Source organism: Roseibium sp. ROS1 (assembly GCF_054658215.1).
Window position 1 is genome coordinate 434,106 of the sequence record NZ_BAAGIG010000004.1, and the last position, 16,056, is coordinate 450,161.

Genomic DNA, 16,056 nt, shown 5'->3' on the forward strand with positions numbered 1-16,056 from the left:
CAGACCGCAAACTTGGAAAGCCCGGGGGCAACCCCGGGCTCTTTTTTGGTTGGTTGCCCTGAGTTTCTGTTTTTGCCTAAAAAAATTGCGAATGATTACAAAATAATCGATCCACACGTTCCCTTTGGTGGGGCCTCTCAAGGTTTCGATTAAAAAATCGGCTGATTTCCGGGTCTTTTTTGAGCTTTTGCCCGTTTGGCATGCAGTTTGAATGCTGTGCGCTCCGAAACGCAAAAACAAATGGCAAATTGCCTATCTGGGGGTCAAAATGAATGAAACCGGGGTCGGGGCGGACGTCTTTTTCGTCCTTGTGGGAGCTATTCTCGTTTTCGCCATGCACGGCGGCTTCGCTTTTCTGGAAGTCGGCACCGTCCGTCAAAAGAACCAGGTCAACGCGCTGGTAAAAATCCTTGTCGACTTTGCCCTGTCGACAGTGGCGTATTTCTTCGTCGGATATGCGGTTGCCTACGGCACCACGTTCCTGGTGAACGCGGCGACCTTGTCAGGTGGTGGTGAAGGCTTCGAACTTCAGGGTCTGAGCCTGGTGAAGTTCTTCTTCCTCACAACATTTGCCGCCGCAATTCCGGCGATCATCTCCGGCGGCATCGCGGAACGCATGAAGTTCTGGCCGCAATGCCTGGCCACCGTTGCCCTGGTCGGTATCGTCTATCCGTTGTTCGAGGGTCTGGTCTGGAACGGCAATTTCGGGTTCCAGGGCTGGCTGGAAGCGACCTTCGGCGCGCCGTTCCATGACTTTGCAGGCTCTGTGGTGGTGCATGCGGTCGGCGGCTGGATCGCGCTCGGCGCCGTTCTGCTGCTGGGTGCCCGCATGGGCCGTTACGACCGCAACGGCCGTCCCATCGGTATTCCGCCCTCATCGCTGCCCTGGCTCGCCATGGGATCCTGGATGCTTTGTGTCGGCTGGTTCGGTTTCAACGTGATGACGGCTGCCTCTCTTGAGAGCATTTCCGGTCTTGTGGCGATCAACTCGTTGATGGCCATGGTTGGCGGCATTCTTGTGGCGCTGGTCGTCGGCCGGAATGATCCTGGCTTCGTGCACAACGGTGCGCTGGCCGGTCTCGTTGCCGTCTGTGCCGGTTCGGACGTCATGCACCCGATCGGCAGCCTGATTGTCGGGGGTGTCGCCGGCGGCGTCTTCGTAATCGGTTTCGAGATCTGCCAGAACAAGTTGAAAATCGACGACGTTCTGGGTGTCTGGCCGCTGCATGGCATCTGCGGAGCGTGGGGTGGTATCGCCGCTGGTTTCTTCGGGCTCGAGGCCCTGGGCGGCCTTGGCGGTGTGTCTCCCGTTTCGCAGGTTATCGGTACGGTTCTGGGGGCGGTCTACGCCCTTGGGGCGGGTCTAGCCGTCTACGGTATCCTGAAAGCGACGATGGGTCTGAGGCTATCTCAGGAAGACGAGCACCGCGGAGCGGATCTTTCGATCCACAAGATCAGCGCAAATCCGGAACACGATCTCGGGCGCTAGAACGGCCTGCCGCGCGCCGGGTAGCGGCGCGCGGATCTCTCAGGAGCATTCGGGTTCTGTCAGATTTTTGGATCGACCCAAAACAGTCTCAGGCTGCTGTGCTTTCACTGATCAGCAGAGCGGCCAGGTTGTCATGGCTGTCGACAACCCGATGTGCACCGGCCGCAAGCAGCTGTTCCGCGTGGCCATCGTGACAATGACCGCCACCGACAAAACCCCAAACCGTCATGCCGGCGGCAAGGCCCGCCTTCACGCCGTTGACACTGTCTTCCACGACAAGCGCGGCTTTCGGGTCCACACCCAGCTTATCCGCCGCGAACAAAAACAGATCGGGCGCGGGTTTGCCGTTGGTCACCTGTTCGCCTGAATAGATATGCGGCTCGAAATAAGGGAAGAGCCCTGTGTGCTGAAGCTTGTGGGTCAGCCGGTGCAGGCGGGAGGAGGAGGCGACGGCACGTGGGCCGTCATGGGCTGCCAGCAGCTGTTTGATGCCCTTGATTTCCGCCAGTTCGCGGTCGATCCGCGCCTGGGTGGCAGCGTCCAGATCCGGTCCGAATGTTTCAGGCAGCGGTCCCTTGCCGAGGGTCTGGTAATCCGCGTCGAGCGCCGCCCAGAAATCCGTGCTGCCCAGGCCCTGGAACCGGTCCATATACTCATGAAGCTCGTACTTCAGGCCGATCCGGGCCAGATGTTCGCGTTCGACATCGACATAGATGATTTCCGAATCCACCAGAACGCCGTCACAGTCGAACAGGATCGCTTCAAATGCCATGGATGAGGTGCCTTTCGGGTCGTTCTGGAAAAATTGGGGCAGGGACCGCCGGTTTCAATGCCGGATGTCGTCAGTGTGAGCCGTCGAACAGGCCTTTAACGACTTGTCGTTGAAACAATATGACAAGCAGGGCCGGAGGCACGAACGCGAGTACCGCCAGCATCAGTCCGCGCAGGCTGGAATTGCCGAAAAACTGCATGCCGCGCACCAAGGTGTAGGTGCTTTCCTCCGAGGTGACCATTACCGGCCACAGATACTGGTTCCAGCCGTTGACAAACATGACCAGGAACAGCGCGGCCGCTGTCGGCGCCGACAGGGGAACCAGAATGTCCTTGAAGAACTTCAGCGGACCAGCGCCGTCGATCCTGGCCGATTCCAGCAGCGCATCCGGAACCGTCATGAGGAACTGGCGGAAGAACAGCGTCCCAAGGCCGGAGGCGACCAGCGGCAGGATGAGGCCCGCACGCGTGTTGACGAGGCCAAGTTCGACGGTCACGGCATAGGTCGGCAGGAACCGGGATTCCAGAGGCAGCAACAGGGTCAGCAGAAGCACGGCGAAGATGGCGCTGGCAAAGCGAACCCGAAAATAGATCAGTGCATAGGCTGTCATGAGGGACAGAACGACCTTCAGGGTCGCAAATCCAGCGCCCAGCAGGAAGGAATTCCACATCATCGACAATGCTGTGACGTCACCGGAAAAGCCCGCGCCGGTCTGCAGAAAGTGTCCGTAGTTTTCCAGCGTGCCACTGCCCAGATCGAGCCTTGGCCGGACCCTTCCGCCCTCATGGGTGGTTGCGGCGAAGATCGAATAGACAGGCAGCGTCATCACAAGCGCGCCGCCGATCAGGATCAGATGATCAAGAAGCTGGGCCTGCCAGCGCCGCCAGTTGGGCATATGAGACTGGTTCCTCAAATCGTTCCGAAGTAACCGGGGCGTGCTGCGAGGACGGAGCGGGGAAATTTCGGCGTTGCCGGGGCAGGCGCCAAGACAGTTCCGCAGTGAGCAAATGCCCGGTTCAGACCCGTCGGTGAGACGGCGGCGAGGATCGCCGGGTGCAGAGTATTATGGATTGTGACGGGCGAGGGCAAGACGCAATTCGGTCTGCCTGCAGGTGCAGCCGGCGGGAGACAGGCTGGTTGGCCGGGCCGGAAAAGACCTCGTCCGATGACGTAGCGTTCCGAAAGTGCTGCCATTTTAAGGGGGCGTTCTGGAAGTAGATTTTACCCCGATCCTGTCCCTTGAGTGACAGGGAGCAGTTCTTCAGGCAATATTTCTCGGTATTACGAGACTTTCTTCATCCTGAAAGCCATGTTGCACATTTGGTGCCGGGGGGCGCGATATGACACGGATACTTCTTTATAATGGTGAGCTTGATTTTTTGACGCGGGGATATATGGCCGCGCATTCCGGTTACAGCTATTCCTCGACCGATGAAATTCTGGGTCATCTGGTTCAAAACGCGCCATCGGGTGGCTTCGGCGTGGTCGAGCTGGTCTTTCACAGCGGCGTTCCCGGTCAGGTGACCCTTCTGGATGCAGACTGCGTAGGCGGATTCACGGCGGCCAGTCCGGTCGGGATGGTGTCTCACAGTTCCGGGATGGAGAACTTCTGGAGAACGCTGGGCCAGTATATCCGCCCTGGCGGCGTTCTTTCCCTCAATGCCTGTTCGATCGCGGAGGGGCGCGCCGGCGGGCACCTGCTTCGGCATCTCTGCCGCGCCATCGGTGGTGGCAAGCGGGTTTGCGGTGGGCTGGGCGACCAGACCTCCGGTGTCTTCGAGTATAACAACGCCTCGCTCATGCGCGGTTATCCCTACTATTTTTAAGACCAGAGGGTTCGGGCCACCCCCTAGAGCACCACAATGCCGGAATGCTTGGCCTTGTGTTCCGGTTCGACGTGAATGGTGATCCGGGCTCCGGGGACATCTTCGACAATGGCAATCTCGATCCGGTCGCAGATCTCATGTGCCTTGTCGACGGACATTTCGCCCGGCACCACCAGGTGAAAATCGATGAAGGTGGATTTGCCGGCAATGCGAGTGCGCAGGTCGTGTGCCTCCAGGGCGCCTTCGCCATGTTCGGAAATCAGAACACGGATCTTGTCCAATGTGTCGTGCGAGGCGGCTTCGTCCATCAGTCCGCCGACGGATTCCTTGACGAGGCCCCAGCCGGACCAGAGAACGGTGAGGCCGACAAGAACCGCAAGCGCGGGATCCATGACTTTCCAGCCGGTGAGCATCACCAGCACAACACCGCCCAAAACCCCGACGGAGCTGACCACATCGGTCATCAGATGCTTGCCGTCCGCAACAAGGGCAGGTGATCTTGCGTGTTTGCCATATCTCATCAGGTACCGCGCCCAGGCGCCGTTGATGACGGCGGCAAGCAGGTTCATGCCGATACCGGCTGGCGAATATTCCGGACTGTCGCCACTGATGAAGCCAAGCCAAGCCGCGCGGAAAATCGACAGGGCGGCAAGCACGATCATCACACCGACGAGAACCGCCGCGAAATACTCAACCTTGTCGTGGCCGTAGGGGTGGTTGCTGTCGGCGGGTTTGGCGGCGAACCAGACGGCTGCAAGCGTAGCGATAGCGGACGCGATATTGACCGTCGTTTCCAACGCGTCTGAATAAAGCGCTATGGAGCCGGTCAACAGGTAGGCGCCGATCTTGAGACCGAGAACGACCACGCCGAAAACGATGCTCAAAAAGGCTATCTGAAGCCTGCGCTTCAACTTCATGCGTTCCCCCAGGACCGATTTGCTTCACCAGACGCCGGCAAAGCAGAGAACCTGACCGGCCACTGCGTTTCGCAAATTGCCCGTGCTTTGGGCGTTTACGATCCCGAGGCGGGTCGAACGGGGCAAGGGGTAGCAGTTTTCTCGGGGGTTACAACCCGGCTTCGAGGCCGGTGGGCTCGTTTTTCAGAGGGAATTGATATTTGGTCACACCACAGCGGCTGTTCACAGACCGCCGCTCTTGTTCATGGTTGCCGCGCCGATGATCCGGCCGGGGCCGTCGGGATTTTCAAGCTGCACGACAACTGCGCAGCGGGCGTCGCCTTTCAGCATCAGTTTGGACTTCGGCATGCGGAATGTCTCCTGGCCGCCGGACCACATTCCCATCGGCTGCAGATTGCGCACCACGTTGACGTAACGCACCTTGCGGCCCGCGTTTTCGCCGCGGCCGATATCAACGAGGGCTTCATCCTGCATGCGCAGGAAATAGACGGTCGCCATGTTGAAGCCCTTGGGCAGGGAGCCTTTCACCGTTGCCTGGACGACCATGTCAGTAATCTTCAGGTCGATTGTCGCGGTAAAGGGGTCGGTACGTGCCAGCGCGGCCCTTACATCGCCTTCGCGGCTGCCGACGACGTGCTCCTCGCCGTTGATCACCATTTGCGGGGTGTAGACCGACCGGTCGCCGCGCCGCGCGGCATAGGCCCGCTGACGCTGCGAGTTGACGGGACTTGCCAGCGTGTCCTTCCAGCCGAGATAATCCCAGTAGTCGACGGGCATCACCATGGTCAGGACGTTGTTATCTTCCTGCACCAGCTTTTCCGCCAGCCGATCGGCCGGCGGGCACGAGGAGCAGCCCTGGCTGGTAAACAGTTCGATGACTTTTTCGGGTTGCGCCTGCGCGCCGTTGATTGGCGCGGCCAGGGCAACTATTCCGCCGGTTACAATAAGCGCGGTGCGGAGGGCCTTGCCGGCCTTCCGGGAAAACGATCCCACCATTTGGCTCAATTCCTTGTTCGATTGCCCCTAAAATATGCAATGGAGCACTCAACCGAAAGTCACGAGCGGGTGACTTTCGTCTTAGACGGCCTCATTCGCGCGTTTGTGACAAGGCCTCACCATTTGGCGTGTCAGGCGTCTTGTGGAAAATACAGGTCGAAACGGGCGTTAGCGTTCTGGCCTGTCTGGCTTTCCGGACCTGTGATGGTGGATTGTCTCGCGCGGAGAATCATGTGTTCTGGTGTCTCGCGCCAGCCTGTCGCCTCCTTCGCTTCAGGGCGCTGGCCGATCGTTGCCCGTGGTTCTGGCTGTTGAAACTGGAGACAAGTGCCCCTGTCTGGCGAACGTACCAAAGGTCAAGAGATCCATGACTTTGCGGTTCTGACGAGTGCCGCCCTGCCGTGGATGACCGGACCGTCCTTCATCTCGCTGTGGCACGCCTGCGGGTTGGCAACGCTTGGCTATCGGGTTGTCTATGTTCTTCCCTGGCTGGATGAGGTTTCACAGCAACGGCTGTGGGGCGAGACCCGTTTCGTCGATTTTGACGAGCAGGTCGACTGGCTCCAGACGGAACTTGAAGCCTTCGGACCCTACAAATTTCCGGAATGCCGGCCTTATCGGGCAAGGTTTGTGGCAGGCATGGGGTCGATCGTGCCGATGGAAGACGTCTACCGCGCCGCGCCGCCGGCCCGGTGCCTGATCGCGAGCGAGCCGGAGCATCTGTGCTGGTATCCGGTAACGACCGGGCGCAGAGGCATCCGCGCGGACAAGACGATCGGTCTTAGCATGACGGATTATGAAACCTATATCCGTATGTCCGGGCTGCCGTTTCCAAACAGCCTCGCCCGGCTGGTATCTTATCTGCACGGCCGCGCCCTGCGGCTGCGCATCGATCTGCCCCTCAGCCTGTCGCCCGCCCTCACCCTGCCGGGCATCACGATGCCTGTGGAACGGGTGACCGGTGTCATGCCCGGTTACGCGCAGGTGCCTCTCGTTACGCAGGAAACCGAAGGGATCTATTTTCTCGGAGCTTTCCTCTGGGAAAAAGGCCTGGACGACCTTGCCCGCATCGCTGCCCGTGCCAAAAGGCCCATCGATGTCATTGGCGGGGGGCGCGATGAAGCAGAGTTTCGCGCCTTCGCACGAGAGGAAGGCGCGGATTTACGGTTCTTCGGACCGAACCGGCGGTTCTGGTCCGATATCGGACGATACCGGGTCATGGTGAACCCTTCGCGCAGCGAAATCCTGTGCACGGCAACCGCCGATGCGCTGGTTGCCGGCCGACATGTCATCCTGCCGGACTGTCCGGGCAACCTTCCCTACAAGGCCTATCCCAACGCCCATTTCTACACGGAACTGGAAGGGGCTCTCGAGGCGCTGGAGTATGCGTTGACGACTGTGCCGGAGCCGCCCATTGCCGCGCGCGAAGACTTCGACTGGATGAGCGCATGCCGCCGGCTGGCCCATCTTGCCGGGCTGGAAAGCGAAGATTGATCTTCCTGGCTCGTGTTATCGCCGGGACATCGGAACGCACAGGCGTATCGGCTGCTCGCAAACCGAGATCTGCGCAGGCGCATGCGCGACGATATCGCCGTCGGCCTGTATCGGGTCGCCCAGGGGACCCAGGATTTCGACTGTTCTGGCCGGCTGTTGGGCAATGAGACCATGCCGCAGGAGCAGGCCTGCCGGTATCAGCAGAAAACGTCCGAAGACAGACAGAGCGCTGCCTGGAGGAAATATCGTTGCGCAAAAAGACGGGTTGGCGAGGTCGCATTTCGGTGCGAGGACAAATGTCCCGCCATACCGTTTGCCACGGCTGACGATCAGCGTCGCTGCCTTTTCGGGCTCACCGTCCAGCCGGACGTCCACCCGCGGGCAGGTCCATCGCCGCAGTGTCCGGAAAACTTCGATCAGATAGGCGGCTTTGCCGAAGCGGGTCTTGGTGGCGCGGCTGAGATCCGAAACCACCTGCGCGTCCAGCCCGATGCCGGCCATCATCATGAAGCGGTGCCCGTTGACCTGGCCTGGCCGGATCTTAAGGATGCGCGCTTCCACAAGGCAGTTTGCAATCCGGTGTGGATCCGTGCCGATGCCGAGCTCGTGCGCCAGCACATTCGCCGTGCCGAGCGGTATGAGCCCCAGAGGCGGCGTCTGCGGGCCGGCTCCCTGGATTGCATCGTTGATCGTGCCATCGCCGCCGGCGATTGCCAGGATATCGACGTCGTCTGATGTGGTTTCCCGAACGAAACCGGCGGCATCGCCCGCCTTGGTCGTGATCAGGATTTCGCACGTGTGACCGCGTGCCTCGAGCAGCGCCAATACCGCCTTGAAACGCTTCTCGCGCTTGTGACCTGTGCGGGGATTGTAGATGACCCTGATCTTCAGGCTGTGCTCTTGAGGGCGGCTGCCGCCCGTCGCGGGGCCCTGGTCGTCCTCAGGCATCGCTCAGGCTCTGGACACGTGCCGAGCGTGCGGCAATTCACCGGCCGGCTGCAAGGAGCCTGCCGACGGAACACGGGAAGCGGCGATGCGGTCCATGATCTCAAGAATGTCGGCGGGCGATGTGTTGGCGGCAACCGGTTGCCGCGCCTGGCCGCGCTCGATGGCGGACATGGCCGCCTTGAAGCTCTCGCTGAAATCGGAAGACGTCGAAAAGGCCAGTCCGGCTCCCGTCTTCGTCACGTGGCGCAGGACCGCAGCTTCCTGCGGCAGCGCCAGGCTTTTGTCGAGCAGCATGGATACGCCAAGTGCCATGGCTTCGCTGGTGCTGCCCGGACCCGGCTTGCCGATGAAGAGATCGCTGGCGGAAAGATACTGGGCGACCCTGTCGGTAAACCCGAGAACCTGGACCGGAAAAGGCAGGTCCATGGCGCGCAGCTGATCGGCAAGCGCTTCGTTCCGGCCGCAAAGAAACACCACCTGGGCGTTATGCGGAATGTCGCGCATCGCGGTTGCCAGTTCGATCATGCGCATGCTGCCCTGGGCACCATAGAGCACGGTCACGACAGGTCTGGAAGGATCGAGATTCAGCGCTTCCCGGCTGGAGCGTTGGGCGGGGTCGGTGAATTCCGGCCGGATCAGCAAGCCGCCCATCGCATGGATCTTGCCGGAAAGCTTTGGCAGTTTTTCGGCATTTCGCAGGGCGTCCTGCGTGCCGCAAATTGCGTGGTAGTCGGCTCGATTGAGAAACCAGACACCCTTCGCCAGTTCCGCCCAGTCCGTGATCATGACGGCGCCTTCCGGCAGCGGGCCTTCCGTTATGCCAGCGCGGTAGCGTTTCAGCGCCTCCAGCATCACCCGGTTGCCGAGCGGCATGACCGACAGCACGATGTCCGGGCGAATGTCCTCGAAATGCCGGGAAAGAATACTGATGGCCGGCGGTTCGCAGAAGACGTAGTTCAGACGCAAGGCTGCATAAAACAGCCAGCAGGTGAGGCCGGTACGTCCCTGACGCAAGATGACCTCGTTGTAGATATTCTCGCCTGTGCGTGATCCGAAGCGGCTGAAGAGGTCGAGATGCGGGATCAGCGAGGTATAGGGATTTATCAGGCTGACCCGGTATCTGCCGGACCCTTCGAGGCATGCTTTCAGGGCGAAGGCGCTGGCCCTGTGGCCACCGCCTGCGTCCGTATAGATCACTGCCACATGGACGGGTTCCGTCATGCACCACCTTCTGAAGATGTACCGGCCGGGGAAGTGCCGGACTTCGGCAGGACCAGATGCTCCCGGGTCATCGGGACATCGTTTTTCAGGCCCCTGGTCATCAGCAGATGGTAAAGCCGGTTGTCGCCCCAGCTGAAGGAGGAACTTGCGACTTCCAGATACAGCCGGAAGCTTCTGACGAAGGTGTCGTCATACATTTCGCGGATACGGTCGATATTGGCGTCGAAATTGGCGAGCCAGTATTTGACCGTCGGCGGATAGTGCAGCCGGATGTTCTCAAGGTCGATCATGTAGAGATCATTGTTGCCGGCAGCCTCGACCATGGTCGTCAGCGGCGATGCCTGAGTTCCCGGGAAGATGTATTTGTCGATCCAGGGGTCGATCGGCCGGGGGATTTCGTTGCCGATCGTGTGGACGAAGGCAAGGCCCTGTGGCTTGAGAATGTGTGCGATCCGTTCGAAGACCGGTGCGATCTGGGCATTGCCCATGTGTTCGACCATGCCGATCGAGGCAACCTTGTCGTAAAGGCCGTCCGCTTCGCGAGCGTCCTGCAGGCGGATCTCGATCTTGTCGGAGAGGCCGCGCTCGGCGATCTTCTGAATCGCATAGTCGCGCTGTTCTGCCGAAATGGTGAAGCCTACGCCCGTGATGCCGTAGTTTTCGGCGGCATACATCAGGAAGCCGCCCCAGCCGCAACCGAGATCGGCAACATGTTCGCCCGGCTTCAGGCACAGCTTGCGGCATACCAGTTCGAGCTTGTTGTTCTGTGCTTCATCCAGCGTGTTGTCGGGCGAGGTGAAATAGGCACAGGTGTAGATCATGCCCTTTCCGAGCAGGATCTCGTAAAAATCGTTGCCGATGTCGTAGCTGAAGGAAATGTTCTCGCGCGAGCGGGCAATGGTGTTGCGTGCGCGCAAGAAGTGGAAGGCCAGTTTGATCCGCAGCATCAACGACATGGGCCGTTCCGCGAAATCGATGGCAAAGCCCAGGTAGAAGAGCTTCTTGATGTCGCCTTCCACCTCGATATCGCCCAGCATGTAGCTCTCGCCAAAGCCCATGAAGGCATCCGAAAGCACCCTGGAGAGAGCCCGCTCGTTCTTGAAATGCAGAATGAACTCTGGCTCGGTCCCGATGGAGAAGCCGGTTCCGTCCCAGTAGCGGACCTCGAACTGCGCATCGGGAGAGGCCGCAGACATGGCTTCTGCGAGCTGGCGAATAACGTCTTTCATCGGCGGGCTTTCTAAATCAATGAAGAGAATTTGCAGGACGGCGTTTGGGGCCGCTGATCGCGGTCCAGAGCGAAATGATGCTGTCCCGGTACTCGGGAATGGTGCGCTTCAGCTCCTCGTGGAGTGCGGGCAGATTGTGATAGGGCACCCCGGGATACATGTGATGCGCCGTATGAAAGCGGAAGCCGACCGGCTGCACGATCAGGGCCAGCGGAGACTCGATCGTGAAGCTGTCGATCATCTGGTCTTCCCGTCCGGAGGTTTCGGCAAGGCGTTCCAGTTCATGTTCCAGCGGAATACGCGCGGTCAAAAGCGCCCAGCCCAGAACCAGGACGGCATAATAGAAAGGCAGCGCCGCGGGGAAGAAGATGATTGCCGCAATGAAGAGCGCGAGCGTAACCCGGGCGTGCCGGGTCACTTCGGCCTGCTGTTCCGGTGTCAGGGCGGAGCTGAGCGAAAAGCCGAGCTTCTCCGTCGCCCAGCGATCGAGCGCAGCTTCGACCCGGAACGCACCGAGCGCGGCGGTCACCGTCATCAGAAGGTTGGTAAAGGGCACCACAAAGGGGATCACGAGCAGAACCATGGCCATGGCAAACGCATTGCCGCGCACGAGCGGGTATTGCGGATCCTCGGGCGTTCCGAAAATCCCGAGCCGATGATGGGCCAGATGCGGCAGTTGAAACCGCAGCGGCGGAACCATCACGATGAGCGCCACGGTCCAGGTGTAGAGCGCCCGGAAACCGCGCAGCTTGTCGTCCTTGATGTGTACGATTTCGTGGCAGAAAAGTCCTGCGCGGTGCAGGCCGAATGTCGCGAGCAGCCAGGGCAGGATAACCATCGGCCAGGAGGCGTTCAGACCCCACGCAAACCCAACGACAAAAAGCGCCAGATAAAAGCAGAAATCGCGATAGTAGATGGCTGGTCGCGGTATGAAATAGTCACGGGCAATCATGTCGTTCCAACCTTCAGCGATAGGGTCGAGCAAGCAGCACTAGCTTAGGCTTGCGTCTCAGATCAAGCCTGTATTGAAGGCCGCGACACCCATCATGTAGTGAATCAGGATTACACCGGCGATGTTCTGATGCCTGATGTAGATCCAGCCGAAGATAAATCCGGTGCCGATTGTCATCAGCACGGCCGGAATGCCGAAATGAAGGTGGAACATTCCGAACAGCACCGAGGCTAGAAGGACCGACCGCCATTTGCCCTGGTCTCCCAGGAAACGCTGGAAGGAAGACTGCAGAAAGCCCCTGGCGATGATTTCCTGCAAGGCGCTGTGAAGAAAGTAGCTCAGTGTTCCCAGCAGGTTGAAGGGCAGTGGCTTGCCGGGCAGCGCGTCGAAATATTTGAGCACGGCCGCCAGTCCCCAGGCAAAGATGCAGAGCCCGACCGAAATGATCGCGCCCTCGATCAGGGATTTCTTCAGGCCGACGGTTGTCAGTCCGAGCGCCGAAATCGAAATGCCCATGTGCCGGATGACAAAGAGGCTTGGCACCATCAGGATGGCGAGATACTGCCAGGCGAAGACTTCGGTGTAGACGTCGACGTTGACGATCGTCCGCGCCAGGACGTTGTTCACCAGCGTGCCGATGGACATCATGATCAGCGAATAGACGAAAAACTTGCCGAACTGCTGCTGTTCGTTCCGGAGGTCCAGTTCACGCTGCAGGGCTGCGACATGCTCCTGCGTGGAGGCGCGCATGCGCCGTGTCACGAAGGACGCCAGTGCCCCCTTGAATTCTGCAAGTCTGGCTTCGCCATCAGCCAGTTCGAGGATCCGTTCCGGCTCGATTTCAAGCACGGCACCGGCTGTTTCAGCACGCACGGTTGCCGAGCGTGGTTCACCGTCGAGAAGCGCCATTTCACCGAAAGGCTGCCCCAGCCCAATTTCCGCAACACGGTGGTCCGAGGCCGTGCCGTCACCCTTGCGATAGATGCCGAAGGTGCCTTCCAGAACGATGTAGAGCCCGTCGCTTGTCTCGCCCTCGACGATGACGTCCTGATGTGGCGCCACCGGCACCCTGCGCGAGGCCGCCCGTACCGCATCGGCGACCCGCTGTGGCATGAACTCCGTCATCCGATGAAAGATCGTTTCAAGATCTTCCGTTTCCTGGACCTTTTCTTCAACGGGGATGGAAGCCGTGCGCATGGGGTTACCCTACCTCGTGGTCCTGAACCAGCGGCCGCCGAAATACAGAAGCACGACGATCGGCATCAGCAGGACGTGATAGCTTCCATAGAGGCCAAGACCCCAGAACCCCGGGCTCTGCATCGGGATCATCGCTGATACACCCAGCGTGAGAAGAATGCCGGCGATCATCGGCAGCGTTCCCTTGTTCTGGCGGAACCGGACAACGCTCAGCACCAGCAGGAATATCAGGCCGACGGAATAATAGAGGATCACGGACAGAAAATCGTCGGAAGTCAGGATCATGAAGACCGGCCAGAGTGCACCCAGGACGCCGGCAGCCACAAATCCCTGGCGCAGCGGCGAGGACAGATACTGAAAGCTGGCCGCGACGATCATGCTGAGACTGCCCAGAACGATGACGATGCGCGTTGCGATCACAAGCGGACGGTGCGCTTCGTGACCGATTGTTTCGAAGAACCCGTGGTCAATGGCACCCAGCATCGAGGCAAGCCCGATCAATGCCAGTGTCAGGCTCCAGATCCAGGCAGGTGAGAAGGTCTGAATGCCCGGACGCAGGCTCAGGCCGGCGAGAAAAAATAGCTCGCAGGCAAGGATCACATCAGTCAGGGCTGAAAGGACGAGTTCGGAAAGCAACAAGAATACTCATGGTTGGCGCCAATCTGACCGGTGGCGGCTGGCGGTATCCGGCCTGAAATTGGCCGGTTCGCCGCAATAATCCGCCGTCAGCATTGAGATTATGTTAAGCGGCTCGCCGCAGCGAGACACGGAATTCGACGCGTCAGGATGTTGCCTCGTTCGGTGTTTGTGCGGACCGCTTTCCCTTGACCCATGATTTCAGCGCCCGCTCCGCCGGCATCTCATAAATGCGGTAGAGGAAGATCGAAAACGCTGCCGTGATGCACAGCGATACCGGAAAGAAAACGATATCCGCCGGGATGGACGGCCTCAGGAAGATGTTCATCAGGTGAAGCGACGGCTGGTGCACAAGATAGAAGGCGAAAGAGGCATTGCCGAGAAGCACGAGCGGGCGGGTTGCAAACACCCGTGTGAGTGCGGCGCCTTCCGTCAGATGTGCATAGAAGAACAGTGTGATGACCGGCAGATAGAACAGGGAATAGCGGAAGGGATCCGGGACATCCGGTGCCAGCCACATCGCCAGGAACAGAAGAAGATAGCTGAGTGGCTGCACTGCGCCGGGCAGCCGGACGCCGCGACGCCAGACCTCATGCAGAACCATGCCGACCAGAAACTCCAGAATGCGGAAGCCGGGAAAGACATAGAACAGCCAATGCGAGAACGGGTATTTGCCGAAGAAGATCACATCGCCCAGGAATACCTGAACCAGCAGGGCGGAAACGAACACCACCACACCGAGCCCCAGGGTCACCGCCACTAGCTTTCGCGGTGAAAACGCGACCAGGCCGAAGAAGCACACATAGAAGAACATTTCATCCGACAGCGACCAGGACGGTGCGTTGAGAGAGAAATAGATCGAGGAAACCGGAATCCAGCTCTGCAGGTAGGTCAGGTTCAGAACCGTCTTGATGACGCTGAATTCTTCCGAGTAGATCGCCTCGACCTGCATGATCGAGAAATAGAGAAACGGCAATCCGGTGAGGAAATGCAGCGGCGTCAGACGGGCAATGCGCAGCAGGAAGTAGTCGCGAAAGGACATCGTGCCGGCAAGGATCCTCGTCTTGTAGGACTGCGTCAGCACGAAGCCGGACAGGATGAAGAAGAAAGAGACGCCGACATAGCCCTGTTCGGCGATCGTCTTGACGAAGTCGCCGCTGGTATCCCAGCGGAAATGAACGCCAAACACCAGCAAAGCTGCGAAGAAGCGCAGTCCGGTCAGTTGTTCCAGTCGAACCTTTGCCGCGCTGTCGGTCACGTTCATGCGCAAATCATCCCCTCGATTGACCCAGGGACACTAATGCCCGCAGGCTTCCGGGAAATCTATGCCAGCGTCGATTTTATTATGGGTAAATGAACTGATGCGGCGGGTCCAATTCAGTCAGTCGCCGATTTTCTGCAGGTTCCAGCGCTAACGGCACATCAAGGTGCGCTGTGCTGCTTCACCCATTCCCACGTTTCTCCGATGCCGCGCCGCAAGGGAACGGCAGGCTGCCAGCCGAATGTCGCTCGTGCCCTGGCAATATCCAGCACGACCCGTGGCACATCGAAGTTGCGGCCCGGCTTGTAGACCGGTTCCAGGGTGCGCCCTGTGGTCTGGCCGATGATGTCGACGATCTGCGAGATGGACGTGCCTTCGCCACTTCCGGCGTTGAAGCTGCCGGACGCGCCGGAGGTCAGGGCGCGATGGCACAGGTCGGCAATGTCTTCGACGTGAACGAAGTCGCGCACGACGCTGCCGTCCCCCCAGATTTCGATGGGGGCGTCCTCCGCCACCTTGCGCAGATAGGTTCCGATCACGCCCAGAAGGCCGACCTGTGCCTGGCGCGGTCCATAGATGTTCGCCGGACGAAGGGCGACGAACTCGAGCCCGTGGAGCTGTTGTTCCATGCGCAGGTACTGTTCGATCGCCAGCTTGACGATGCCGTAGGATGAGATCGGGTTCAGCGGATGATCTTCCGGCACCGGATCCTTTGTCGGGATGCCATAGACTGTGCCACCGGAGGAAAAGAAGACGAGTTTCCTCGTTCCGCTTGCCCGCATGGCTTCCAGAAGGCGAACCGTGGGAACGAGGTTGCCGGAGATGTCGGCGGCCGGATCGAGGTTCGAGGTCGAGGGAACGGTCGTGCTGGCCAGATGCACCACCGCATCCACACCGGACAGAGTGTCGGCGAGCCGGTGATGATCGGACAGGCTGTGGAAGACGTAGTCGACACCGGGAAGCGGCGGCCGGTAAAGTTCCGGCCGGGTGTCCATGACCCGCACCGACAGGCCTTGCTGAAGGCACTTGTCCACGACATGAGACCCGATGAACCCGCAGCCACCGATCACAAGTACTTTCAAGACGGGCCTCTCCGGAATCGGCTGAAAAAGATGATC

General features: G+C 59.7%; 15 protein-coding genes. 3 read left to right on the plus strand and 12 right to left on the minus strand.

The genetic code is table 11. The annotated features are described in order from the left end of the window. Positions 1-268: 268 nt before the first annotated feature. The gene (locus ACYQ6M_RS24820) at positions 269-1,489 is read left to right on the plus strand and encodes an ammonium transporter (RefSeq protein ID WP_055660490.1); all 1,221 of its coding nucleotides are present in this window, start codon (positions 269-271) and stop codon (positions 1,487-1,489) included. 88 nt (positions 1,490-1,577) lie between these two features. Here ACYQ6M_RS24820 and ACYQ6M_RS24825 read toward each other — a convergent pair whose 3' ends face one another. Together ACYQ6M_RS24825 and ACYQ6M_RS24830 are read right to left on the minus strand one after the other, a co-directional pair. After that, the gene (locus tag ACYQ6M_RS24825) at positions 1,578-2,261 is read right to left on the minus strand and encodes an HAD family hydrolase (protein ID WP_055659927.1); all 684 of its coding nucleotides are present in this window, start codon (positions 2,259-2,261) and stop codon (positions 1,578-1,580) included. 70 nt (positions 2,262-2,331) lie between these two features. Next, positions 2,332-3,156, minus strand: coding sequence for a carbohydrate ABC transporter permease (locus ACYQ6M_RS24830; RefSeq protein WP_023002728.1), 825 nt, complete (start codon positions 3,154-3,156; stop codon positions 2,332-2,334). A gap of 445 nt (positions 3,157-3,601) precedes the next feature. Between ACYQ6M_RS24830 and ACYQ6M_RS24835 the strand changes: the two genes are divergently transcribed. Further along, positions 3,602-4,087 carry a hypothetical protein gene (locus tag ACYQ6M_RS24835; RefSeq protein WP_023002729.1) on the plus strand — a complete coding sequence of 162 codons (486 nt, stop codon included), beginning with the start codon at positions 3,602-3,604 and terminating at the stop codon, positions 4,085-4,087. 23 nt (positions 4,088-4,110) lie between these two features. Here the strand turns inward: ACYQ6M_RS24835 and ACYQ6M_RS24840 are convergent, their stop codons facing one another. Continuing rightward, positions 4,111-4,998, minus strand: coding sequence for a cation diffusion facilitator family transporter (locus tag ACYQ6M_RS24840; protein WP_035907938.1), 888 nt, complete (start codon positions 4,996-4,998; stop codon positions 4,111-4,113). A 228-nt stretch (positions 4,999-5,226) separates the two neighbouring features. Next, on the minus strand, positions 5,227-6,000 hold the full coding sequence (locus ACYQ6M_RS24845; RefSeq protein WP_023002731.1) for a DUF1223 domain-containing protein: 774 nt from the start codon (positions 5,998-6,000) through the stop codon (positions 5,227-5,229). A gap of 327 nt (positions 6,001-6,327) precedes the next feature. On the opposite strand from ACYQ6M_RS24845, the gene ACYQ6M_RS24850 reads away from it, so the two are divergent. After that, positions 6,328-7,494 carry a hypothetical protein gene (locus ACYQ6M_RS24850; RefSeq protein ID WP_460076199.1) on the plus strand — a complete coding sequence of 389 codons (1,167 nt, stop codon included), beginning with the start codon at positions 6,328-6,330 and terminating at the stop codon, positions 7,492-7,494. Between the two features lie 15 nt (positions 7,495-7,509). Here the strand turns inward: ACYQ6M_RS24850 and ACYQ6M_RS24855 are convergent, their stop codons facing one another. The 8 genes from ACYQ6M_RS24855 to ACYQ6M_RS24890 all read right to left on the minus strand — a co-directional run bounded on the left by ACYQ6M_RS24855 (position 7,510) and on the right by ACYQ6M_RS24890 (position 16,020). Next, positions 7,510-8,442, minus strand: coding sequence for a diacylglycerol/lipid kinase family protein (locus tag ACYQ6M_RS24855; protein ID WP_460076201.1), 933 nt, complete (start codon positions 8,440-8,442; stop codon positions 7,510-7,512). A gap of 3 nt (positions 8,443-8,445) precedes the next feature. After that, positions 8,446-9,663: a glycosyltransferase gene (locus ACYQ6M_RS24860; protein WP_460076203.1), complete on the minus strand. Its 1,218-nt coding sequence runs from the start codon at positions 9,661-9,663 to the stop codon at positions 8,446-8,448. Next, entirely contained in the window at positions 9,660-10,892 is a 1,233-nt protein-coding gene (locus ACYQ6M_RS24865) for an SAM-dependent methyltransferase (protein WP_023002735.1), read from the minus strand. Before ACYQ6M_RS24865 ends, ACYQ6M_RS24860 begins: the two co-directional genes overlap by 4 nt. Before the next feature lie 16 nt (positions 10,893-10,908). Continuing rightward, positions 10,909-11,844 (minus strand): fatty acid desaturase family protein, encoded by a 936-nt coding sequence (locus tag ACYQ6M_RS24870; protein WP_055659916.1) that lies wholly within the window; start codon positions 11,842-11,844, stop codon positions 10,909-10,911. Positions 11,845-11,901: 57 nt separating this feature from the next. Further along, positions 11,902-13,041, minus strand: a complete 1,140-nt coding sequence (locus ACYQ6M_RS24875) for a cyclic nucleotide-binding domain-containing protein (protein WP_460076206.1) — start codon at positions 13,039-13,041, stop codon at positions 11,902-11,904. A 9-nt stretch (positions 13,042-13,050) separates the two neighbouring features. Further along, on the minus strand, positions 13,051-13,680 hold the full coding sequence (locus tag ACYQ6M_RS24880; RefSeq protein WP_139314085.1) for a DUF6962 family protein: 630 nt from the start codon (positions 13,678-13,680) through the stop codon (positions 13,051-13,053). Positions 13,681-13,822: 142 nt separating this feature from the next. Next, positions 13,823-14,941 carry an acyltransferase family protein gene (locus ACYQ6M_RS24885; protein WP_055659908.1) on the minus strand — a complete coding sequence of 373 codons (1,119 nt, stop codon included), beginning with the start codon at positions 14,939-14,941 and terminating at the stop codon, positions 13,823-13,825. Between the two features lie 158 nt (positions 14,942-15,099). After that, positions 15,100-16,020 carry an NAD-dependent epimerase/dehydratase family protein gene (locus ACYQ6M_RS24890; protein ID WP_370199277.1) on the minus strand — a complete coding sequence of 307 codons (921 nt, stop codon included), beginning with the start codon at positions 16,018-16,020 and terminating at the stop codon, positions 15,100-15,102. Positions 16,021-16,056 lie beyond the last annotated feature (36 nt).